This window comes from Imperialibacter sp., assembly GCF_040222385.1.
Classification (GTDB): Bacteria; Bacteroidota; Bacteroidia; order Cytophagales; family Cyclobacteriaceae; genus Imperialibacter.
Genome location: NZ_JAVKDF010000028.1, coordinates 50,896 through 71,512, shown reverse-complemented (window position 1 = coordinate 71,512; position 20,617 = coordinate 50,896). Strand labels below are relative to the sequence as shown.

Below are 20,617 nucleotides of genomic sequence, written 5' to 3'. Positions count from 1 at the left end.
TTTAACAAAAAGAGGGCTTGTGAATAGCATTAAACGACCTTCCATGTATCTTTTTAGCTAATGCTTTTTCCTTTGGGTTTAAAAGCTGAAATTCATAACTGCTACTTAAACAATCCTTATGCAAAAAACTTCATCGTTATTGCCAACATGCCTGTTTCTGCTCGTCGGGGTAGCGCAAGCCCAGATCACAGACGACCGTTCATTGCTGGCACCGGGTGCAACCGTCGAACTACTTGGCGATGGCTACAAATTTACTGAGGGCCCAACGCCCGACAAAAACGGAAACGTTTACTTTACTGACCAACCCAACAACACCATTCTGCGCTGGGATGCCGCTTCAGGCGAAATAAGTACCTTCGCTGCTACTTCCGGCCGTTCCAATGGCCTTTATTTCGACAAGAAAGGTAACCTGGTAGCCTGTGCCGACATGGACAACCAAATGTGGTCGTTCAGCATGGATGGACAGCACAAGGTGCTTATTGAGAACTATGACAACAAACTTCTGAACGGCCCCAATGATTTGTGGATTGACAGCAAAGGAGGTATTTACTTCACCGATCCGCTGTATAAGCGTGACTACTGGACAAGAGACCCGGCCATGCAGCAGGACGGGCAACATGTATACTACCTGAGCCCTGACAAGAAGACATTGAAGCGGGTGGACGAAACGCTCAAGCAACCTAACGGCATCGTTGGCAGCCCCGATGGAAAGAACCTGTTTGTGGCCGACATTGGCGACCGCAAAACCTATCGCTACGATATTCAAAAAGACGGTTCACTTAGTAACCGCATGTTGTTTACCGAAATGGGCTCCGATGGCATGACCATCGACAGCCAGGGTAATCTATACCTCACAGGAAGAAGTGGCGTAACCATTTTCGATAAAAGTGGAACTGAAGTCGGCAACATCCCAACCGGCAAAGGCTGGACAGCCAATGTGTGCTTTGGTGGTAAAGACAGAAAGACGCTGTTTATCACTGCCCTGGATGCTGTGTATGGTGTGAAAATGAATGTGGCTGGTGCTAAATAATCAATATAGATAAACATAAACACAATGTTAAAAAACACCCTTCTGACCGCCTTCTTTCTGGCTGCTTCTGCAACCAGTATTTTCGCTCAGTCCAACATAAATGTCGGTGCAAAACCCACCAAAAAAGCTGTGGTTTACTTCGACGGTTCCCGTGACATGCTGGATAAAAACTGGACCTACTGGGACGGCCCCAGGCTGTCTGCCCAACTACCGATCAAATGGCAGATCGTGAAAGATCCGGTCGACGGCGGAACTGTCATGAGCAGCAACGACCCAGCTGGTGCGGGCGGAAAATACGGCGCTGCCGATATAGTCACCAACAAGAAGTTCCGTGACTTTCGGGCCCATGTGGAGTTCCTGATTGTTAACCCCGGCGGCAATAGCGGGGTGTACCTGCAAAACAGGTACGAAATCCAGGTGCTGGACGGTGACTCCACCAGTCATGGCCTGGGCGCAGTCATCAACGAATCAGAATCGCCTTACTTCGCCTACAATGGTTTGGGGAAATGGAATTCGTACGACATTGTCTTCCGGGCGGCCCGCTTCAAGGACGGCAAGCTGACCGAACAACCTATGGTGACGGTTTACTTCAACGGCAAAAAAGCCCATACCAACCAGGTCATCAGCCAGGTGTGGGGCGGGCCTAACTCAGGCATCGACGGCGGCAATGATGGTGGCAAAGGCATTACCGACGTGCCTGGCGGGCTTAAGCTACAGGCAGAAGGCCACGATGTGTACTACCGCAATATCTGGATTGAAGAACTTGATTTGAAAAAGGCTGATACTGATTTCTAATACAAATACATCAGCCATGAAAAGACTAACCTACTGTGCCTTTGTACTATACGGGGCACTGGCAGCATGTAGCCCTAAACCTGTGGCGGAAACACCCGCTGAAACAACACCGCCAAAAAAAGAAATCATTGGGTACGTGCCGGGCTTCCGTGGTTTGCTTGACGAAAAAGCCATTGACGCCAACAAGCTGACCATCATCAACTATGCCTTTGTGGACGTAAAGGACAGCCTGGCCTGGTTGACCAATCTGGAAACGGATAGCACCAATTTCAGAAAGCTTAACTATTTGAAAAAAGACAATCCCGCCCTGAAAATTGTGATCTCCATCGGGGGCTGGTCGTGGAGCGAAAACTTCTCTGACGCTGTGCTCACACCCAGTTCAAGGGAGAAGTTCGCTAAGAGTGGCACCAAAATCGTGGCCGACTACAACCTGGATGGTATCGACATCGACTGGGAATACCCCGGCCTGAAAGGTGAAGACAACGTATTCAGGGATGAAGACAAGGAGAACTTCACCCTGATGTTTGAAGCCATCAGAAAGGAGTTGGATGCGCTGGCAGTTACCACTGGCAAGAAATACATCGTCTCCACTGCCCTGCCCTGCTTCCCGAGGCTTTTTGAAGTCACCAACATGGGAGAAGTAGCCAAACACATCGACTTCGTGAACATCATGGCTTACGATTTTTATGTAGCTGGCGACACCGTGGGCCACCACAGCAACCTCTACCCCTCCGAAAACTATGAAAAGGAAAACTCGGGGGACAAAGCTGTGAAAACCTATATCGAGCAGGGCGTGCCCGCTGAGAAGTTGGTGCTGGGTGTTCCTTTCTATGGCCGTAGCTGGACAATGAAGAGCAGCGATAACCTGGGCATCCTTCGACCAAGAAATGAAGTGATGCGAGGCAATGGGTTCACCTTTATCAAAGATAGCCTGATGGCCAATCCGGGCTTCGTCCGCTACTGGGACGATGCAGCCAAATCGCCTTACCTGTTCAATGCGGAAAACAACCAATTGGTGGTGTACGACGACGAAAGTTCCCTCAAACTCAAGTGTGAGTACGTGAACGACAATGGCCTTGCGGGTATCATGTTCTGGCAATACGCCAGCGACCCCAAGGAGTATTTGCTGGATGTGGTGAATGAGAACTTGGATTAAGAACTTTTTCTCAGAGTCTCCTGCAAGGGACTCTGAGAGAAAAACTTCTCCTGAATCAAGACACGAGCACATCGACCGTCGCCAGACCAACGTCATATCGAACCGAGTCACCCCGACCTTGCCGAAACAAAGTGTAGGCATTGTCGAAGGGACGAGGGAGATATCTCCACGCTGCTTGCAGTCAGCCCCTCCCACCGCAAGTTTGCTCTGCGAAACTTATGCCTTCATTTCAGCTTCGTTTACCACTGGATCCTAGCTCACCTTTGCTCGCAAAAAAAACAAAAGGTCCAGGCGGGACGCCTGAACCAATTTTGTTTTTTTATCACCAATGCCCTCTAATCGAAACACGCAGTTCCAATTACTTACTCTGCGCTGCCATCCACTCCATCACAGTAACTGGCCTGCCCTTCACCATCACGGGCGCTCCATTGAAATCAGTGCGAGGGAGGTTCTTGTGCAGGTATACCCACGACCAGTGGCCGTTGTAGTAGTAGTCGCTACCCCCTGCTTTTCACTCAGCGTCCTTTCAGAAGACTCTGAGCAACACGCATCACCCCTCCCTGTAAGGCAACATCAACTGCACCCTGGTGCCCGAACTCCAATGTCGCATGGGTCTCTCCCAGCCGGGCAGGCTTGTGACCTGGATTAGTCTGGCGTCCGCCAGCTCCTCCAGGTTGGCATTTAGGAAGCCTCCCTCTATCTGCCGTAATCATCCACACGTGCCAACTTCAAATTGCTTTTCAAGGCAAAAACAAAAGGTTCATGCGAGACGCTTGCACCAGCTTTATTTTTTAATACTAAGCCTTCTCGAATCTTTGCTATCTCATTGTCTCGGATTGTAAACCGAATACAAAATGAAATCGTTAACTTTACAAAAGGCCTTTGCATAACGAAACATCATGAAATAGCCATAAGGAGAGCCATACCCAGGGGAATGAATAAATCGGTCACGAGACTAAAAATCCATTCCTCAATGGTAGAGGCTATTCCATCTGGCCGCTAAAAATTAAGTTTTATACAGATGAAAGCAGAAACACTTAAACTGGATCTTATCGGGCGTTTGATGCGAGTGCAAAAAACATCGACGCTACAGCGAATGGACGAATTGATCACTCAGGCAGAAATGGAAACCAGAGCTGATGAGTCTATGGACGCTATCAGCAAAGGAGAGGTGCTGTCGTTAGATGAGTTTAGCCAGGAGAACAGAAAATGGGCGAAGGAAAACTATACAAAATAGTCATTGCCAGACCTGCCGTCATCCGCTATCAAAAGCATGTTCTTCCTTACCTCTACGAGAACTTTAGTTTTGATCGGGCTACTGAGATAGATGAAAAGATAATTAGAAAAGCTGGCACACTATCCAATAAGCCAGCCAGAGGAAGCCGAGAAAAATACCTCACCGAATCCAGAGAAGACTTTAGGTTTATCCTTCACAAGGAAACCAGGCACTTTGAAATAAAGATTATCTACTTTATCAAAGAGGAAGAATCAACGGTATACATTACCGACTTCTTCCCGACGAAGATGAGCCCAGAGAGGATTAAGGACAACCAATAAAAAACATCTGCCCCCCGAATTCGTAATTTCGAAGAACCAACCAGCAGTTCTATCATAAGAGCTGCAATCTGCCTACGCACGGCGATACACTACTTATCCACTCAGAGTCTCCTGCAAGGGACGCTGAGAAACACGCATCACCCCTCTCTGTAAGGCAGCATCAACTGCACCCTCGTGCCAGAGCTACCTACACCTGTCAAATCTTCTACTATCAGCCTGATTTTGCTTTTAAGGCCCGCATTGAACAGCTCAATGCGCTCATTAGTGATCACGCCGGCAAGTGACTTATGGCCTTCCTTCGCCTTCACTTCACTGGCTATTCCCTTGCCGTTATCTTCCACGGTCAGCAGCACATATTCACCCTCCTGCCGGAACGTAATCTTTACTTTGGCTCCGTCTATTTTTCCTTTCAGCCCATGCTCCAGGGCATTCTCAATCAAGGGTTGGGCAAACATCGGTGGAATCGATACCTCCTCTGCGTCAATCGCCTCGTCCACGGTTAGCTCATATTCAAACGAGTTATTGAACCGCAGCAGCTGCAGTTCCAGGTAGTTTTCCAGTGTGGCCACTTCCTCGTCCAATGTAATGAAGTCCTCCCGGGAGTTCTCCAAAATCTGGCGCATGAGCCGGGCAAAGCGGCTCATAAACGAAGCCGCATCCTGGGGTTTGTTTTGCAGCATATAGTTTTGGATGGCTCCCAGCGCATTGAAAATAAAGTGCGGATTGAGCTGGCTTCGCAGGGCTTTCTGCTCCAGCTGGGTCAACGCCTGGGCTTGTCTGTCGGCCCTCTGCCTATAGTAAAGCACCAAAATGGCAATCACCAGTAGCAGCACAATCGCTCCGCCAATGATCAGATAACGCTGCTGGCTGAGCTGCAACGCCTGGATCTCACCCATTTGTGCCAGGCGATCGATCTCGTTCTCCTTCTTCTCCGTTTCGTATTTGATGTTCAGATCCGATATCTGCAAGGCCTTGGTTTGGTTCAGCATAGTGCTGTCCAGCTTATAAAATTTGTGCAGCGCCTCCAACCCCTCTTTATAGCGGCCCGACGCCCGGTAAGCATTGCTCAGCATCCACCAGGCATCCGATTCCTTTTCAATAAACTCAATCTCCTGAGAAACGTCGGCCCCCAACCTGGCGTAGCGGATTGCCTCGGCAGTCTGCCCAGTCTTAAGATAGACCTCCGACAGGTTCACATAAGCTGCTGACAGATTTCGCTTCTCTCCCACTTCTATGCACAGCTCAATAGCCTTCAAATGGTTAGCAACCGACTCCTTGAATAACCCCATCCGTCCCTGCATTTCGGCTAGCCCTTCGTAAAAGTAGGCTTGCAAAAACTTATTGCCCTCTACCCCAGGGCTTTCAAGGGCCTGCTGGTAATAATAGGAAGCCGAGTCAAACATATTGAGAGCGGTGTAGCTATTGGCCATGTTGTAGTTCACTATCGACAGGTTGGCCTGGTTGGCCTGACTAAGCAACTGCTCACGTGACTTTCGGAAGTACCTGATGGCCAGCTGATAGTCTTCATTCTGATAATAGGCAGCACCAAGCGTGATAACAGCCCGGTTAATCGTCGACTCATCAGGGATTTTCTCTGCCAACTCCAGGGCTTTCAGTGAATAAAAAACAACCGAGTCGTTTTTAGAGAAGTCGCTGTAGTAGCTGGCTTTTACCAGGTAAATCTGCGCTGCCATAAAGTCTGACTTCAGTCGCCGGTTGATCATCTCAGCCTGAATGAGAGCAGCCAGGGCCGAGTCGGTCTTGCTGAGCTTCAGGTAACTATTGGACAAGTTGACAAGACTACGGATAGTGAATTCGTCATCCCCTGCTTGTTCGAACAACTGTACCGCTCGCCCGTGCCCGTGAATAGCCTTCTGGAACTGCTGCTGACAGGAGGCGTTGTCCCCCATCAACTTATAAGCCCTGGCCTGATAGCTGATCTCTTTTGCTTGTTCAGCCAGGTCGAGCAATCGGGCAGCCAGTGAGTCGGTCTTTTCTACATCCTGGCACAAGACACTACTTGCTTCAGTAAACAGCTTCTCAAGCTCGCTGGTACCGGACTGCTTAGCGAATACATTGGCAGCAAAGAGGAGCAGAGACATCAGGACAAGCTCCCTCACAAAAGGTTGGCGCATAAATCGGGACAATTATGGGTTAGGCAGCAGATGGGTACACATGACCTTTCCACACACCCACGACAAAAATAGAGGGTTATACCAATTTAACAGTACGCCAGAAATAAAATATGAACTAGTGGTGAAATAGGTGCATGAGCGAGGAAAGTTTGGCGCTCAAAAACAACCGTTGTTCGGTTCAAAGCACCTGCAACCAGTCTTCGAGTCAGCAATCCCTTTCTGCTCCTATGCCTTATCAACAGTCAAAATTGTTTGCAAAAGCACGTTAGCTCCGTTGGCCATGTCCTCCGTTTTGGTGAACTCCTTGAACGAATGACTGATGCCACCTATGCTGGGAACAAAAATCATTGCCACGGGAGCAATCATCGCCATGTTTTGTGAATCGTGCCCTGCACCGCTGGGCATAAATTTGGTACTCAATCCCAACGCCTTAGAAGAAGCATGGATAATCTGCTGAAGTCCTTTGTCAGTAAGGGCTGGCTTCGCCACACTCGGCTGTCTGACAAAACTGATTTTCGTACTCGTCTCGTCAGCGATAGCTGTTGCTCGTTTTTCTATTTCAGCGAAAAGCCGTTCAATTTTTTCGGACGACAAGTCACGCATCTCAAGCCCCAGGGTCACCTTGCCGGGAATGACGTTGTATGCGCCTGGATAGGCATTAACCTTTCCGATGGTGCCTACCTGGCTCCCTTCTGTCCCCCTGATCACCTCATTCACAGCAATAATCAATTTTGAAGCTGATAGCATGGCATCCTGGCGCAAACTCATGGGTGTGGTGCCTGCGTGGTTGGCAAAACCCTCCACTGTAACCTCCCAATGCTCTATGCCCACTATCCCTTCCACTATACCAATTTGCAGCCCTTCCTTCTCCAAAACCCCTCCCTGCTCAATATGCAATTCTAAAAAAGCAAGTATGTCGTCTCTCCTGCGGCGGGCGCTTTGAATAGCATCAGGGTCGCCTCCAAGCGCTTTAACTCCCTCAGAAATGGTGAGTCCCGCATGGCTTTTCTGCTGTAGTATTTCCGATGTAATCTCGCTTGACAAAGCTTTGCTGCCAATCATGCTCCCCTCTTCATCAGCGAAAATAATCACTTCAAGAGGATGGTCTGTGACTACCTTATTTTCATTAAGGACTTCGATAACCTCCAGTGCTGCCAGCGAACCCAGCGTACCATCGTAGTTGCCCCCGTCAGGCACCATGTCGATGTGCGAGCCAAAGGCGATGGGTTTGAGGGAAGGCTTCTTCCCTTTTCGTTTGCCAATGATATTCCCAGCCTGGTCGATGGTTGTCTCAAGCCCAGCTTTCTTCATCAGGTCCACAAACCACGCATGCCCTTCAACATCGCCATGAGTAAACGCCATCCTGTAGCCGTGGCCATTGTCGTTCCGCCCAAATTTGGCCATCCCCGCAATCCTGTCTTCAATCCGCTGTGCGTTAACATTCAGCATGTCACCACGTAAAACTCGTTTAAAATTCCACTGAGTAGCGCCAAAAGCGGCAATACTTAGAGTTGTTAACGAGGACTTCTTAATAAAACTTCTTCGTTGCATCGTGTGTAGGTGGGGGACTTAAGTAGATGATAATGAATGCTATTTGCGAATCAAACACCTCCCAATATATCAATAATTAACTTGGTTCTGCCTGGGTTGTACAAAAGCCCTCTCTTTTGAATTGCTCCCACATCACGCTTCAGCATGTAAAAGTTGCAGTGGGGTTTGCTCTCTTCTGCCGCAAGCGTCCAGCTTGTGGCCACCCTGCTTTGGCGTCCGCCATTGTACGACTGGCTATCCAACTTTGGTAATACAAAGGCATCCCGGCCTGTTGATCAAGTCAAAAAAATAATAGTAACTTTCCCATCCGTTGGAAAACCTTTCATTTAACCTGATATGAAAAAGACCTCAATCCTCCCCTCTTTGTTGTTATTGTTCACCTCACTGGTCATCAGCTGCCAGCCTGCAGCCGAAATCAACGAAGCCGATGTGACCCGAATCATTACCACGCTGGCTGCCGATGACATGGAAGGCCGTCGGATGTTCAGCCCGGGCATTGAAAAGGCGTCGAAGTTTATTCAGGGAGAATTTAAGGCCGCCGGACTGGAGTATGTAGACGGACTGACCAGCTACGAGCAAAAGTTCAATATGTACACCATCACCCCCAAAAGCGTATCGGTGACGCTCAACGGGCAACCTGTGGCTGAAGAGTACGCTGCCGTTTCGGTGAACAACGAAAAACTGGAAATCTCAAGCATTGACGAGGTAGAAGTCATCGTGGTGAACGCTGACGGCAACCTGCGGGGAGCTATTTCTCAGGCCAGAGGCATGAAAGGGAAAGCGCTGATTCTGGCTGATCCTTCTCATCAGGTCATGTTCGAAAGGTACCGTGGCTCATTGTCGGGAGGTAACCACGTGATGGCATTGGATAAAAAAGCTTTTGTGCTGGTCCTGACGAGTATTACCGACGTAAGCTCGCTAAACGTAAGCGTTGAAAACGACGTCAAAACAGAAAGCCTGTCGAACGTGGTAGGCAAAATCAGTGGCAAGCGGGCCAACGAAGTTGTGCTTTTCAGCGCCCACTACGATCACCTGGGCATTAGGGGCACCAAGGGAGACACCATCTTCAACGGCGCTAACGACGATGCCTCAGGTACTACAGCCGTGATCACTTTGGCCAAATACTTCAAAGACATGGGCACGCAGCCTGAGCGCACCATTCTGTTTGCTGCCTTTACCGCCGAGGAAGGTGGAGGCTACGGTTCGAAGTACTTCTCCCGACAACTGAACCCCGACGAGATTGTGGCCATGTTCAATATTGAAATGATTGGCAAGCCTGCCGTGAGCGGGCCCAACACCGCCTGGGTAACCGGCTTTGACAAATCCAGCTTTGGTGAGCTGCTCCAAAAGGCCGTGAAAGGCACCGAATATGAGTTCTACGCCGACCCCTACCCCGACCAAAACCTGTTCTACCGTTCCGATAACGCCACGTTAGCAAGGTTAGGCGTGCCTGCTCACTCTATCAGCACCACGCCCATAGATGTTGACAAAGACTACCACCAGGCATCGGATGAAGTAAGCACGCTGGACCTGGCACACATGACCAATACCATCAAAGCCATTGCAGCCGCTGCCACCGGCATGATCTCAGGAGAAGACACGCCAACAAGGGTGGATCCGGCGAATGTGAATTAAAGGCTTACTCAAACAGGGTCGGCAGCAGCTTGGTTGAGTGCTGTCGCCCTGCCATATACCCGGGGCATTAACTACGCTACTCAATCCTCAATCGCTTCAATCCCCTGCGCCTTCAGCTTGTCAAGATGATCCCTCATCGTTTTGAGTTGCTCCGGAGCGTGCCCCTGCCATTCGGCGACCTCGCCGGACACCTTGATAGGTTGCGCTGTTCGGTAGGATTTCGTTGGATTGCCAGGAAACTTCTTATCTGTCAGGTTGGGATCGTCTTCAAAAGGACCTGTTGGCTCCACCATGTAAATTCTGCCTGGCTTGTCGCCGACAGCAAGCTCCGCTCCCCAAATGGCAGCATCCAGCGTGGCGCTGAAGTAGACGTAGGCCGCCTTTTTTCCCGATCCGTAGTTGGATTGAAACCCTGGCGCTATCAGGTCGCCCGGCTTCAGGTTGGCTTTGGTGCCATGATAGTAGGTAGGCTTCCCTGTCTCGTTTTTAGTGCTTTCTGTTTTCATTACTGGTGTGTTGTTGGTGAGGGGGGCTGCCTTGTTTATTGGCAGCACTTGCTATGGTGAACATTCAAAAATATTCATCTCACCCCTTCCAAAACACCATTTTCCACTAAATTTTCTACGGTACAATATGCCTTCGGCCACGACGTTAATCATACAACCGGCCGCTCTTCGATACAAGACCAAAAGCGCCACAATCTACCTTCACTTGAACGACGTTCAGTGTCGGGTGTTGATTTTCCCGGCCACCAAATTCAAATACGTACTGGCTGCATGGATATCCGGCGGTGCGCCCGTAAGAGAGCAGGATAGAAACGCCGAAGATTGAAAGTCTGATTGCCGTCAAGTTTAGCCGCTCCAGAGATTTGGTGCCAACGTTTGTGTTTATGGAGTGCGGGGCATAGAAGGGCTAAACATTTCGCTACGCTACATTTTTTAGCCCGACTTGCACGTCTCTGTCCCCCCGACATCGAACTAAATTAAGAAAATACTTTTAATAGCTACACCACCACCACCACCACCACCACCCGCATTACATAAACATTTTGTTGGCGGCTGGGCTGTATAGCAACTATTAATTTTGCCCCTTAATTGTCCACTTAATGTCGCTTTTCATTGCCTCAATAATTTGTAGACAACGGTCTTTTTTGATTCTATTGAATTCAATTATTTGCTGAATCGTGCATTCATCAATTTCAAGTCGCCTTGCAGCAATTAATTTCTCTTTACCAGTATCAAACTCTTGAAGATTATCAATTATTTCGATTAGCTCCTTATAATGATTTTCCTCTAACAGAATGGAGGTAGTCTCAACTTGTCTGTGGGTTTTCATTAATGCTGCTTCAAATTTCCTCAAGTTTGTGGAGTTGGCATGATTCCATAAGTCGATACAGGCAAATTTGAGGTCTTGTAAATTCTTCCACAGGTCAATGTATAGCTCAAACTGTCGGTCGTTGTACTTTAATGATGTTGCTTTTAGTATTTCAAGTTGGCTTTTATAAGCTTCGATTTTCTTTTCGAAGTCATGCTCAATTTTCTTTTTATAACTATCTGCAAGAGTATTAGCAGCCAATTGTACAAACCACCAGATGACTGCGCCAGAAATTGAAATGGTTCCAATTATACCCCCAATTATTTTGACTATTGTCCAAGTGTCAATTGTCATTCTATTTTTATTAATGAAGTCAACATGCTACGCCCCAACTTGTCTTACCCAGTCACGGATGTGTGACCCAATTCGTTCGATGTCTCTATTGCCAAGGTCACCACTATGCATGATAACATTCCTAGAACGTTCAACTGTATCTAAAATATTTGAAGCCCAATCGAAAGTCCCCAAGTGAGGTTCGAAGAGTTTCCAATTTTGCCTAATCGTATCAGTTAGATGTTTCATCTCTGTGTAATTTATAAGGCTTAGTCCTCGTGGTGTGTGCCACCTAATTTTCTTTTCTTCTTCCATTCTGCCTTCAGCTTTTTTCCTGATGTTGGGGTCCACTGCTTCAGTCCACCAATTTTCACCAATTTCTTCTAGCAACTTTTTTTCAATAAACTGCCTTACGGAATTTTCGAAAGCTGCAATCGCTGTAAAGACTATTGACATTCTCTTTGACCTTATTACTAGTTCAGAGTCCATTTCATCAATTGCTAGTGTGGAAGCAAGTTTCTTAGCTTGCTCTTCAGTGAAATGGGATTTGTTTCTTCTTCCGACCTTATCTAAGGCATCTTCAGTTAGAAGACCTTTAAAAACAAAAGAGTAGTAATTATCCATTAGAATAAATGTTCTTTAAGACTTTTGAATATCGCATCGTAAACGGCTGTATCTCGAGTTTCGGGTAAATGAATCTCAATATTATAATGCAGGCTAGGGTTAATTCCTTTTTTATGACCAGCAATGAGAGGGACTTCGACAGATGGTTCTGGTGTTTTTGTAGTCTTGGTCTCTGGGGTATCTGGAGGTTTGATTGAGGATTTGGATGTCCAATCTGCATAATCACAAAGGGCTTTAAATGTTTTAGCCATTAGATTGATAATATTATCCTCCTTCGTTCCTTGCGTTAAGGTTTTGAATTTACCTTTGACATCAGCTTCACTTAACTTATTTGCTTTTTTGTTTAGTGCAAATAAGTCTGAATAAGCCTCTTCGATACATTCGGCAATTACTTTTTTTGATTCAGCTTGGTCTAAAAATCTAAAGTACTTTTCAGTAGGAACATTTGAAGAGTCAATTAGTCCTAGGTCTTTAAAAAGTCGAACATAAAGAGCATCATTACTGCTTGTGAACCCTAAAGTTTTAAGGAATCCTGTTGTTAAGCTTGATGGAGCCTTTGCGGAAAGTAGTGCATTAAAAATGTCATCGAGTTTGTTAGTTGCTACTAGGTAAGATGTTGCAAGAGCCATAACTATATGTTTATGTTATCAAATATTTGAGCAAAATGTCAAACTAATTCAGTTGCACAATCTGTCCTTACAGCGCTGCCGACAACGATTGCATAAACCCCTGTCCCCCACGCACTAGCGTTTATATTCAATATAATAGCAGGTGCCGGCCTGGTCAAATTGTATGCATGCTTACCCGTTGGCACCCTGCGTTTTCGGCGCTCACTGCCCGGGCTGTATGCCCTCCCCTTGCCATAAAGCGTTCACAGGTAAAAAGAAAGTCGGATAAGACAAAACCGCTGGCTGGTGAAAAATCCGGCAGAAAAAAACCATGCGGCCGGAGAATAAAAATTACGGAAATAATACTAGTCAAACGCCGTGTAATTTACCAGCAGTTTCGGTGATATTTTCAGGAGAATGGTCAGGCCAGCAGAAAACCGCCTGATGGCCACCAGGCTTTCACTCCCTTTTGAGGGAAGCGGGCCTGGCAGAAAAGGATGTGCGCTGCGCCGCAATATGGAGTCAGGAATAGCTAAACACCGTTTGCCACACAGCAGTTTGAAGACCTGAATGAGAGCAGCTTACTATTCTCTGAATAACTCCAGTTTTAAACTTTTCCCATCAGGCGAGGTCCATGTGCCAGTTGCCGCCTGATTCCCATCGGAAAAAGTAAAATTCAGCTTGCCGGTAATTGCTCCGTCATCATTCCGCTCCTCGATCTCAAAAATCCCATTTCGATTTATCCCTGATAACTCTATACCCTTACCCCTTGTGGTATATAGGTATTTACCGCTAGCATACTTTCCCTCTACATAATTAAGGACAAGCTTAATGCTGTACTTCGCATCAACTAGTCCGTCATAAACAATCCCAGTAATGGTCGTAACCGTAGCATCGATCCTTTCACCAAGAAGTACCTTCCTGCCATAATCGGATAAAAGCCCATCAATTGCCCGGATGCCGAGTGCATTCCTAAATTCCCCAACGTTATCTATGCCACGGTTGGCATGATTGGAACATCTTTCTCTGATGAGATAGATATTGGTGCTATCCAGGTAGAATGATTTTTGAAATGAATATTTTTCTATACCGGCCAGGCAATCGACGTAAATCGATCTTTCCACCTCGTTTATTTCCAAGCCTTCCTTCATGGATTCCTTGTATTCTGATCGGTTTTCCCGAAGCATTTCTTTTTTTGTTTGCGAGTCCCATCCATACGTTCTTATGATTTCATTAGTAAGTTGCAGCTTCCTCTCAAGGTTTACCTTCTGTTTTAGCAGGTCAAAGCCAACTTCTGAAAAAAGGTCATCCAGTTCTATTCTGTTCCCCGAGCGGGCGTCAAAAATCAGATAACTATCTCCAGACTCGCAATAGGCTGCACATCCTTCACTGGAAACCTGTAACACAAGAAGATTCTCTGTATTTAAAGTAACCGTGGTTTGGTAAAACGCCCATCCTTTAAAATGATCCTCCTCAGTTGGCCATACATTTTCAAAGATCGAAGACTCCTCTTTGCCTATCAATAGTCCCAGAACTGAAATCTGAAGGTATTCATTGATTCGACGAGCCGACTCACTGTTCGTTTTGATCAGTGCAAAACCATATTCACTTCCGTTATAGCTGTTCGTGTCTTTCAATAGCTCAACATCAAATTGGCCGGCACACACAAGAGGAATAAGCAATAACACTACTAGGATCGATTTCATTTAATGCTAAATTTCTTTGGTAAGGACATATTCGATTATTCTTTCATTCAATTGGTTTGAATAGACATTGGTCGGCGTGCAGCATTGTAGAGGTCACCTATAGCCGATGGCAGTTTAGTGGGTAGCATTTGCTAGACCCGTATTTTTGCACCTACTTCTCCCTGATTCCAAGTTCAGGGCGATTCAGATCGTACTCCACGTCCACATTGTTATCATTGCTCAGGCAACTCTCAACCTGAATTTGTTCAAACGTCTCCACCGTCAAGTCCTGAGCTATTTTAATATAGGCTGTGTACGCCTCCACCCCAGCTCCACACGACCCGTGGCCTCCAGAACCCGGATTTGATTGATGCGAATATTCAATGATCAAATGAAAACTTCCGTTGATGCTTTTCTGAGCTAAAATTTTAACGTCCTCAATCAATTCTTTTTGGCTCAGTTCGTTCAGGTTGAAACTCGCCATTTCTATTCCCTGCATTAAAAGCAAAATCCGGGCTTTGGAAGTAAAGCTAAAAGGGTGAACATCTTTTAATTGGACGGGCAACGGTTCGCCCTTACCCATCTGCCAAAACATTTGGCTTTGCCCTGGCTGAATCGTAAATACCTCTTTTGCATTGGGCAAATCGCAATTTTCGTCAAGGGTGTAGTTGGTGAAATCCGTAGGCACAAACAGCTTTAATCTTGTTTCACAGGCATCTGCATAACAAGAATGCCCTATCAACGGTATCTTCCTCCCAACTTTCTGGTACATGTACCAGCCATAAACCATGTGCGGCGTCCACCTGCTCGACTCATTCGCTTTACACGACTGATATGACTCTTCAAGGTACATTTTGATGGCATATTTTCCATCTATTGTCCCCTCCGAAACTGAATATGTTTCGAACTCGATGTGTGGCTCAAATACCCAAGAATGCTGGGCACTAGCATAGTAACCCAAGAAAATAAAAAATATAACCAAAACCTTCATCATTTTTACAAGGTAAGCTCAGAAGGAAAATGCAAGCGTTATTAGTCAAAAACAAATCATGTCACTGAAATATTTGAGAATCAAGTGATAAAAAGAAACAGAGAGGAGGGCAGCTTTGACGCATCACGCCTCCTCTATTTTTTTACCTTGCCCATCAGAACTAATTTGAACCTGAATCGTTAGTTGTATGTATATACATATAAATAACTAAAACGAACACGATATGTCAGCCATCATCAAAATAAAACCTCTGGGCTTCCCCTGGGAAACCCAGGATCCCTTCCTCTTCTGTGTGCACCATGCCGATGCCTACCCTAAGGGCAACGACGTCATGGGCCCCGATGCCTCCCTGGCTGGCAGAGCCATTGGCAACGACTTCACCATCAAAGACGGTTGGAGGATGTACCACGGCTCAAAAGTGCCCGGCTTCCCGGCCCACCCCCACCGTGGCTTCGAAACGGTGACCATCGCCACCAAAGGTCTGATCGACCATTCAGATTCCCTTGGAGCGGCCGCCCGCTTCGGCAATGGCGACGTGCAATGGATGACGGCCGGCAAAGGGGTGCAGCACTCGGAAATGTTTCCCTTGCTAAGCAAGGAGAACGGCAATCCGCTGGAGCTGTTCCAGATCTGGCTCAATCTGCCCCAGAAGCACAAGCTGGTGCCGCCTCACTTTGCCATGCTGTGGAATGAGACCATCCCAAGGGAAGTGGTAAAAGACGCCAACGGTAAATCGACCGAAGTAATGGTCGTTGCAGGTAAACTGGGCGACAAAACCGCCCCCACTCCTCCACCTCATTCCTGGGCCAATGACGCCGACCATGATGTCGCCATCTGGACGATTAAAATGGAAGCAGGTGCTACGTTTACACTGCCTAAAGCTTCGAAGGGAGCCAAGCGGTCGATTTACTTCTACAAAGGAGAGTTGCTGCAGGTGGAAGACCAAAGCATCAATGCCTACAAGGCAGTGGAGCTGCAAGCCGACCAGGAAGCAGTGTTAACGAACGGCAAGGAGCCTGGCTTTCTCCTGATGCTGCAGGGGAAACCTATTGGTGAGCCAGTGGCGCAGTATGGCCCGTTTGTGATGAACAACCAGGCGGAGATTCAGCAGGCGATGCAGGAGTACCAGCGCACGCAGTTTGGCGGCTGGCCCTGGCCCAACCACGAGCATGTGCATTCGAGAGAAAAGGGCAGGTTCGCCATCCACGCCGATGGTAAGGTGGAGGAGAAGGGGTAACCAGTAAAGAGGTCGCTCTGTGCAAGCCGCAAGAGCGCCCTCTTTACTTTTTGGTGTCCGCAGTTTCGATCCAGGCAGAAGTATTCGAAGGGCGATCTCCAACTCTACCGTCATTGCGATCGAGCCACAGACTTATTTATTAAGAGTACTTCGTATCGGCGAGAGAAGCAATCTTTTTGTTAGGATTACGGTTCCAAACAAAAAGATTGCCACAGTCGTACTGTGTCCATTCACATAGATCAACAGAGTGGCACTCCTTCCCGCCAAAGGGCGGACAAGCGCAAAGACGGTTAATTTTCTGTTAGCGACTGCTAAATACGGCGTATAAATACCCTGTTCCACAGTCGTTCCGGCATGGTATCTTCACCTGCCGGCAGAAATACCCGCACAAATACCCTCCTCCCCTGATACAATTTGCCATACGGCACTGATACCCTCAAACGACGCTACCCAGGATATTTGTGCAAAAAAAACCTATGCGCAAATTAGCACTTACCCTATTCGCAGTTGTCGTCGCTCTGAGCCAAGTCAAAGCACAGACTTACTCTTACACGGTTCTTGAAAACGACCCGGAAAAGGCCTACACCAAGTTCATTGCACCCGAATTTGGCTCGGAGTTTTCCGGTGCCAACATCAGCATCCTCGTAGGTGCCAACGCCCGCATGGGCATTTCTGATAAGCTGGCATTTGAAGGCGATGCACAACTCGACGTTTACCAGTTGAGTGGAAAAGGCCTTGGCTACCATTTAGAAGGAGGCATTTTTCTTCCCTTAAAAACAAAAACGAAGATAAAAGACGTGCCGGTTATCCTGAGCTACAATCCCTATGCAGGAAGCAAATATGAAAACGGCAAGGAATACAACATAGAAGAAACCAAATACCTCAACATCCCCAACATGGACTACAAAGACCAATATGGCGTGCGGGGAGGTATTTACTCCCGTGGGCTTGGTGTTGAAAGCGATGGTATTAAAGCCCCTGCAGCAACAGGAAGTTTGTCGCTGGTCGGTCCTTATATTGGCGTTCAAAAAACATCGCAGGCCTATGTGAAAACAAAAATCAACAATGATATTGACAGAATCGGCGCTGGCTTTGGCAGGTACTTCATCGACGTCATGCTCTTCCCGGTGAGAAGCTTAAGCGACGAAGCCATTGCTCCTGAGCTGAAGAAAGACAAGTTTGTTGGCTGGCGTGGTGGCTTTCAGTGGTACCTCGATCCCCACGACGGTGAGTACAAGCGCTTGATGAATAGTGTATTTACCGGAGAAATAGGCTCAAGACCATATACTGGCTTCTACCTCAACATGACCTGGGGGTTTGCTTTTATGAACAGGCGGTAAATAAGTTGCCACAAAGGCTTTCGGCTTGCAAATGCCAGCCGAAAGCTTCTCTCATATACCAAACTTTACTTTTTATCGAACAGGTACTTGTTCAGCAGCTCTTTCCCTTTTTTGATTTCCGCTCGCCCGCTCGACTCAATGCCATACCAGCCGCTGTACCCTGAGTCTTTGGCCATGTTGATCATTTTGGCGGTCAACTCCTCCGTTGGCTGGTTCCTGTAACTCATGCCATGGGCATAAGGCAGCGTTTTCTCCAGGTAGGCCACATTGTCGAAGTCGTCCATGGGCCGGCGCCAGTCAGGATAAGTGCCAAAATACAGGTTGTTCACCTCCTGCATCAGCCTCACCATCCAGTCGCCGTCGTTCGAAACTCCACCGTGGTTTTCAATGACCACCTTTATACCGGCCTCCATGGCATACTCCAGCAGCATATTGTACGATTCCACGGCCCATTTAAGCGCTTCCTCCGGGTTGGCACCTTCCGGCCCTCTGCAGTTGGTGCGGATGGCATGGCAGCCCAGGTACTGCGCTATGTCAATCCACTTGCGGTGATTGATCACAAACTGCCTGCGGCCCTCTTTGGTATCGGAGGCTCCATCGCCTTCGGCATCTACCATTATCAGCACATTTTTTACGCCGTGGTCGGCGGCGTTTTTGTTAAGCTGCTTCAGGTAGTTTTCGTGAGGCACTTCCATGAGTGTGTTCACATATTCTATTCCGTTCAGACCAAAGTCTTCTCTGGCCACTTTGGCAAAATCGAGGGTTTTCCATTTCCCTTCTCTCACCTCATCCACCAGCGACCATTGGGCAAGCGAAATATCATCCTTCATAATGATGGGAGTTGATGGTTTCTTTTTGGAGGCCGCAAAGGCTGCGGGCCCCATCAGGGAGGCAGCCCCAACAGCCGCTGTCTTTCCCATAAAGTCTCTTCTGTTCATATCGTTAGGTGTTTAATTTTTCTTTCGGTTAGTTTTGCCGATGCAAGTGGTGCCACCAACAAGTTGTGGGCACCACAATTCTGCATTCTCTTACAGCTCCCAGCCTTTCCTGTATTCTCTTCTCAGGAACTTGTTCGCTTCGGCATCATTCGTTATTTCCATTTTCGCTGAGTCATAAACCACCCGTTTGCCTGCCCGCAGGGCCACAGCACCAAGGTTGATTGTTTCAGAAGTAGCCCCCGCATAAAGGAAGCTGCCAGGTGACTGCGTTTTACTTTGAAAGGCATCAATCCAAACATCGTCGCCCCGCACCGTGGTTTCCTCGGGGGCTGGCTTCCCTGCCAGGTAGCTTTTCATCCGTGCTTCGGGCAGTAGTACTGGATTTTCACACCTGAACTCCGCCAAAATCTTTCCTTTATCTCCCACGAACATCATCCCTTCCTGTGGCATGTCCTTTCCATCGACCTCAAGCTCTTCAGGTGTTGGTGGTTTCATGCCGCCGTCGTACCAGAACAGGTCGAAGGCAGGAAGTGTCTCTTGTTTGGCAAACTTAAACCTGACGATACTCGAGTAAGGGAAGGCAACATCGTTCACCACCGCTTTGCTTACCCCGTCCACAGTTGTTCTGGTAGTGGTACCATAAGCTTCGGCACTGTAGGCAGGCGTTTTCACTCCCAAAGTCAGGAACAGTGGCCACAGGCTGTAGTGGCCCATGTCGGCTATGCTGCCTCCACCGAAGTCGTACCAGCCCCGGAACACGCAGTGGGTATAGTCGGGGTGGTAGGGCCGATCAGGCACAGGGCCCAGCCACAGATCCCAGTTGAAGCCATCAGGAACAGCTGGTTTGTCGGTCGGGTTTTGCGTCCACTGCTGCCATACCGGGCGGTACGACCAGTTGTGAATTTCCTTAAGGTTACCAATCGCACCCTCATCAATCCATTTCTTGACCACGTCATTACCACTCCGCTTGCTCCACGCCAGCAGGTGGGTGCTCGTGCCGGTTTTCCTGGCAGTGTCTATGGTCAGCTTGGTTTCGTGCATCCGGTTGGCAATGGGCTTATGGATCACCACATGCTTGCCTTTTTTCATGGCTGCTATCGACACAGTAGCGTGCAAATGATCAGGCGTCATCACCTTCACCGCATCAATGTCGGTTTCTTTCTCCAGCAGCTCCCGGAAGTCTTCGTAAGACTGGCAGCCTTTGTACTTACCCGATGGTTTGTTTTTGGCATAGTATCGTGTTACGAAATCGAGACCGATGTCCCTTCCGCCCATAATCCCATTGAAGTTCGCCCCCCAGGAGTCGTCGCCCAGCGCCTTTCGGATACTGTTTCTTATGCCGTAAGGTGACCAATCGATGTAGTTGGTGCTCAGTTTGTTGGGATCGCAAACGGAGGTGATTTGCAGCTTGGGGTTGGCAATAAGGCCGACCATTTCCCTCATGCCCTGGGTGCCGCAGCCAATGTAGGCCAGGTTGAGCTTGTCGCTGGGAGCAACGTAACCTGTGCCTCCCACAACATGCCTGGGAACAATGGTGAATGCCATTGACGCCAAAGCAGCCGACCCGACGAACTCCCGCCGGTTGATTTTTCTTGCTGGTGCCATAGTTTAAGTAGTTAGAGCGTTCTATAGTTTTTTCAATACATGGAACGTACTATAAGTTACCACCTGACTATGAAGATCACAAA

Annotated in this window: 20 protein-coding genes; 8 read left to right on the top strand and 12 right to left on the bottom strand. The window is 48.0% G+C overall.

The window, feature by feature from the left end:
* The first annotated feature begins 118 nt into the window (after positions 1–118).
* The 5 genes from RIG68_RS14620 (at position 119) to RIG68_RS14600 (ending at position 4,538) form a co-directional block, all read left to right on the top strand.
* Positions 119–1,030, top strand: coding sequence for an SMP-30/gluconolactonase/LRE family protein (locus RIG68_RS14620; protein WP_350123583.1), 912 nt, complete (start codon positions 119–121; stop codon positions 1,028–1,030).
* A 24-nt stretch (positions 1,031–1,054) separates the two neighbouring features.
* Entirely contained in the window at positions 1,055–1,825 is a 771-nt protein-coding gene (locus tag RIG68_RS14615) for a 3-keto-disaccharide hydrolase (protein WP_350123580.1), read from the top strand.
* Between the two features lie 16 nt (positions 1,826–1,841).
* The gene (locus RIG68_RS14610) at positions 1,842–2,981 is read left to right on the top strand and encodes a glycoside hydrolase family 18 protein (protein WP_350123577.1); all 1,140 of its coding nucleotides are present in this window, start codon (positions 1,842–1,844) and stop codon (positions 2,979–2,981) included.
* Positions 2,982–4,002: 1,021 nt separating this feature from the next.
* A complete protein-coding gene (locus tag RIG68_RS14605) occupies positions 4,003–4,218 on the top strand; it encodes a hypothetical protein (protein ID WP_350123574.1) in 216 nt (71 codons plus the stop codon).
* Positions 4,191–4,538 (top strand): hypothetical protein, encoded by a 348-nt coding sequence (locus tag RIG68_RS14600; RefSeq protein WP_350123572.1) that lies wholly within the window; start codon positions 4,191–4,193, stop codon positions 4,536–4,538. The genes RIG68_RS14605 and RIG68_RS14600 overlap by 28 nt, the downstream gene beginning before the upstream one ends.
* A 137-nt stretch (positions 4,539–4,675) precedes the next feature.
* Here RIG68_RS14600 and RIG68_RS14595 read toward each other — a convergent pair whose 3' ends face one another.
* The 3 genes from RIG68_RS14595 to RIG68_RS14585 form a co-directional block, all read right to left on the bottom strand.
* A complete protein-coding gene (locus RIG68_RS14595; RefSeq protein ID WP_350123569.1) occupies positions 4,676–6,673 on the bottom strand; it encodes a tetratricopeptide repeat protein in 1,998 nt (665 codons plus the stop codon).
* Between the two features lie 225 nt (positions 6,674–6,898).
* A complete protein-coding gene (locus tag RIG68_RS14590; protein WP_350123566.1) occupies positions 6,899–8,224 on the bottom strand; it encodes a Zn-dependent hydrolase in 1,326 nt (441 codons plus the stop codon).
* A 50-nt stretch (positions 8,225–8,274) separates the two neighbouring features.
* A complete protein-coding gene (locus tag RIG68_RS14585; protein WP_350123564.1) occupies positions 8,275–8,466 on the bottom strand; it encodes a hypothetical protein in 192 nt (63 codons plus the stop codon).
* Between the two features lie 94 nt (positions 8,467–8,560).
* On the opposite strand from RIG68_RS14585, the gene RIG68_RS14580 reads away from it, so the two are divergent.
* A complete protein-coding gene (locus RIG68_RS14580; protein ID WP_350123562.1) occupies positions 8,561–9,859 on the top strand; it encodes a M28 family metallopeptidase in 1,299 nt (432 codons plus the stop codon).
* An 80-nt stretch (positions 9,860–9,939) separates the two neighbouring features.
* On the opposite strand, the gene arr is transcribed toward RIG68_RS14580, so the two are convergent.
* The 7 genes from arr to RIG68_RS14545 form a co-directional block, all read right to left on the bottom strand.
* Complete coding sequence (gene arr, locus RIG68_RS14575) at positions 9,940–10,365, bottom strand: NAD(+)--rifampin ADP-ribosyltransferase (protein WP_350123559.1); 426 nt, start codon at positions 10,363–10,365, stop codon at positions 9,940–9,942.
* A gap of 145 nt (positions 10,366–10,510) precedes the next feature.
* Positions 10,511–10,708 (bottom strand): hypothetical protein, encoded by a 198-nt coding sequence (locus tag RIG68_RS14570; RefSeq protein WP_350123556.1) that lies wholly within the window; start codon positions 10,706–10,708, stop codon positions 10,511–10,513.
* 228 nt (positions 10,709–10,936) lie between these two features.
* The gene (locus RIG68_RS14565) at positions 10,937–11,527 is read right to left on the bottom strand and encodes a hypothetical protein (RefSeq protein ID WP_350123553.1); all 591 of its coding nucleotides are present in this window, start codon (positions 11,525–11,527) and stop codon (positions 10,937–10,939) included.
* A gap of 27 nt (positions 11,528–11,554) precedes the next feature.
* Positions 11,555–12,130, bottom strand: coding sequence for a Swt1 family HEPN domain-containing protein (locus RIG68_RS14560; RefSeq protein WP_350123550.1), 576 nt, complete (start codon positions 12,128–12,130; stop codon positions 11,555–11,557).
* On the bottom strand, positions 12,130–12,759 hold the full coding sequence (locus RIG68_RS14555; protein ID WP_350123548.1) for a DUF5343 domain-containing protein: 630 nt from the start codon (positions 12,757–12,759) through the stop codon (positions 12,130–12,132). Before RIG68_RS14555 ends, RIG68_RS14560 begins: the two co-directional genes overlap by 1 nt.
* 563 nt (positions 12,760–13,322) lie before the next feature.
* The gene (locus tag RIG68_RS14550; RefSeq protein ID WP_350123546.1) at positions 13,323–14,444 is read right to left on the bottom strand and encodes a hypothetical protein; all 1,122 of its coding nucleotides are present in this window, start codon (positions 14,442–14,444) and stop codon (positions 13,323–13,325) included.
* Between the two features lie 151 nt (positions 14,445–14,595).
* Positions 14,596–15,417, bottom strand: a complete 822-nt coding sequence (locus RIG68_RS14545) for a hypothetical protein (protein ID WP_350123544.1) — start codon at positions 15,415–15,417, stop codon at positions 14,596–14,598.
* 220 nt (positions 15,418–15,637) lie between these two features.
* Here RIG68_RS14545 and RIG68_RS14540 point away from each other — a divergent pair, with 220 nt between their 5' ends.
* Both RIG68_RS14540 and RIG68_RS14535 read left to right on the top strand, forming a co-directional pair.
* Positions 15,638–16,651, top strand: a complete 1,014-nt coding sequence (locus RIG68_RS14540) for a pirin family protein (RefSeq protein ID WP_350123541.1) — start codon at positions 15,638–15,640, stop codon at positions 16,649–16,651.
* A 476-nt stretch (positions 16,652–17,127) separates the two neighbouring features.
* The gene (locus tag RIG68_RS14535) at positions 17,128–17,991 is read left to right on the top strand and encodes a hypothetical protein (protein ID WP_350123538.1); all 864 of its coding nucleotides are present in this window, start codon (positions 17,128–17,130) and stop codon (positions 17,989–17,991) included.
* Positions 17,992–18,056: 65 nt separating this feature from the next.
* Here the strand turns inward: RIG68_RS14535 and RIG68_RS14530 are convergent, their stop codons facing one another.
* Both RIG68_RS14530 and RIG68_RS14525 read right to left on the bottom strand, forming a co-directional pair.
* Positions 18,057–18,929, bottom strand: a complete 873-nt coding sequence (locus RIG68_RS14530; protein WP_350123535.1) for a TIM barrel protein — start codon at positions 18,927–18,929, stop codon at positions 18,057–18,059.
* A 90-nt stretch (positions 18,930–19,019) separates the two neighbouring features.
* Positions 19,020–20,534 carry a Gfo/Idh/MocA family protein gene (locus RIG68_RS14525; protein ID WP_350123532.1) on the bottom strand — a complete coding sequence of 505 codons (1,515 nt, stop codon included), beginning with the start codon at positions 20,532–20,534 and terminating at the stop codon, positions 19,020–19,022.
* Positions 20,535–20,617 lie beyond the last annotated feature (83 nt).

Coding starts and splice junctions, on each gene's coding strand:
- RIG68_RS14620 (WP_350123583.1), top strand. CDS start 119: ATGCAAAAAACTTCATCGTTATTGCCAACATGCCTGTTTCTGCTCGTC.
- RIG68_RS14615 (WP_350123580.1), top strand. CDS start 1,055: ATGTTAAAAAACACCCTTCTGACCGCCTTCTTTCTGGCTGCTTCTGCA.
- RIG68_RS14610 (WP_350123577.1), top strand. CDS start 1,842: ATGAAAAGACTAACCTACTGTGCCTTTGTACTATACGGGGCACTGGCA.
- RIG68_RS14605 (WP_350123574.1), top strand. CDS start 4,003: ATGAAAGCAGAAACACTTAAACTGGATCTTATCGGGCGTTTGATGCGA.
- RIG68_RS14600 (WP_350123572.1), top strand. CDS start 4,191: ATGGGCGAAGGAAAACTATACAAAATAGTCATTGCCAGACCTGCCGTC.
- RIG68_RS14595 (WP_350123569.1), bottom strand. CDS start 6,673: ATGCGCCAACCTTTTGTGAGGGAGCTTGTCCTGATGTCTCTGCTCCTC.
- RIG68_RS14590 (WP_350123566.1), bottom strand. CDS start 8,224: ATGCAACGAAGAAGTTTTATTAAGAAGTCCTCGTTAACAACTCTAAGT.
- RIG68_RS14580 (WP_350123562.1), top strand. CDS start 8,561: ATGAAAAAGACCTCAATCCTCCCCTCTTTGTTGTTATTGTTCACCTCA.
- arr (WP_350123559.1), bottom strand. CDS start 10,365: ATGAAAACAGAAAGCACTAAAAACGAGACAGGGAAGCCTACCTACTAT.
- RIG68_RS14565 (WP_350123553.1), bottom strand. CDS start 11,527: ATGACAATTGACACTTGGACAATAGTCAAAATAATTGGGGGTATAATT.
- RIG68_RS14560 (WP_350123550.1), bottom strand. CDS start 12,130: ATGGATAATTACTACTCTTTTGTTTTTAAAGGTCTTCTAACTGAAGAT.
- RIG68_RS14555 (WP_350123548.1), bottom strand. CDS start 12,759: ATGGCTCTTGCAACATCTTACCTAGTAGCAACTAACAAACTCGATGAC.
- RIG68_RS14550 (WP_350123546.1), bottom strand. CDS start 14,444: ATGAAATCGATCCTAGTAGTGTTATTGCTTATTCCTCTTGTGTGTGCC.
- RIG68_RS14545 (WP_350123544.1), bottom strand. CDS start 15,417: ATGATGAAGGTTTTGGTTATATTTTTTATTTTCTTGGGTTACTATGCT.
- RIG68_RS14540 (WP_350123541.1), top strand. CDS start 15,638: ATGTCAGCCATCATCAAAATAAAACCTCTGGGCTTCCCCTGGGAAACC.
- RIG68_RS14535 (WP_350123538.1), top strand. CDS start 17,128: ATGCGCAAATTAGCACTTACCCTATTCGCAGTTGTCGTCGCTCTGAGC.
- RIG68_RS14530 (WP_350123535.1), bottom strand. CDS start 18,929: ATGAACAGAAGAGACTTTATGGGAAAGACAGCGGCTGTTGGGGCTGCC.
- RIG68_RS14525 (WP_350123532.1), bottom strand. CDS start 20,534: ATGGCACCAGCAAGAAAAATCAACCGGCGGGAGTTCGTCGGGTCGGCT.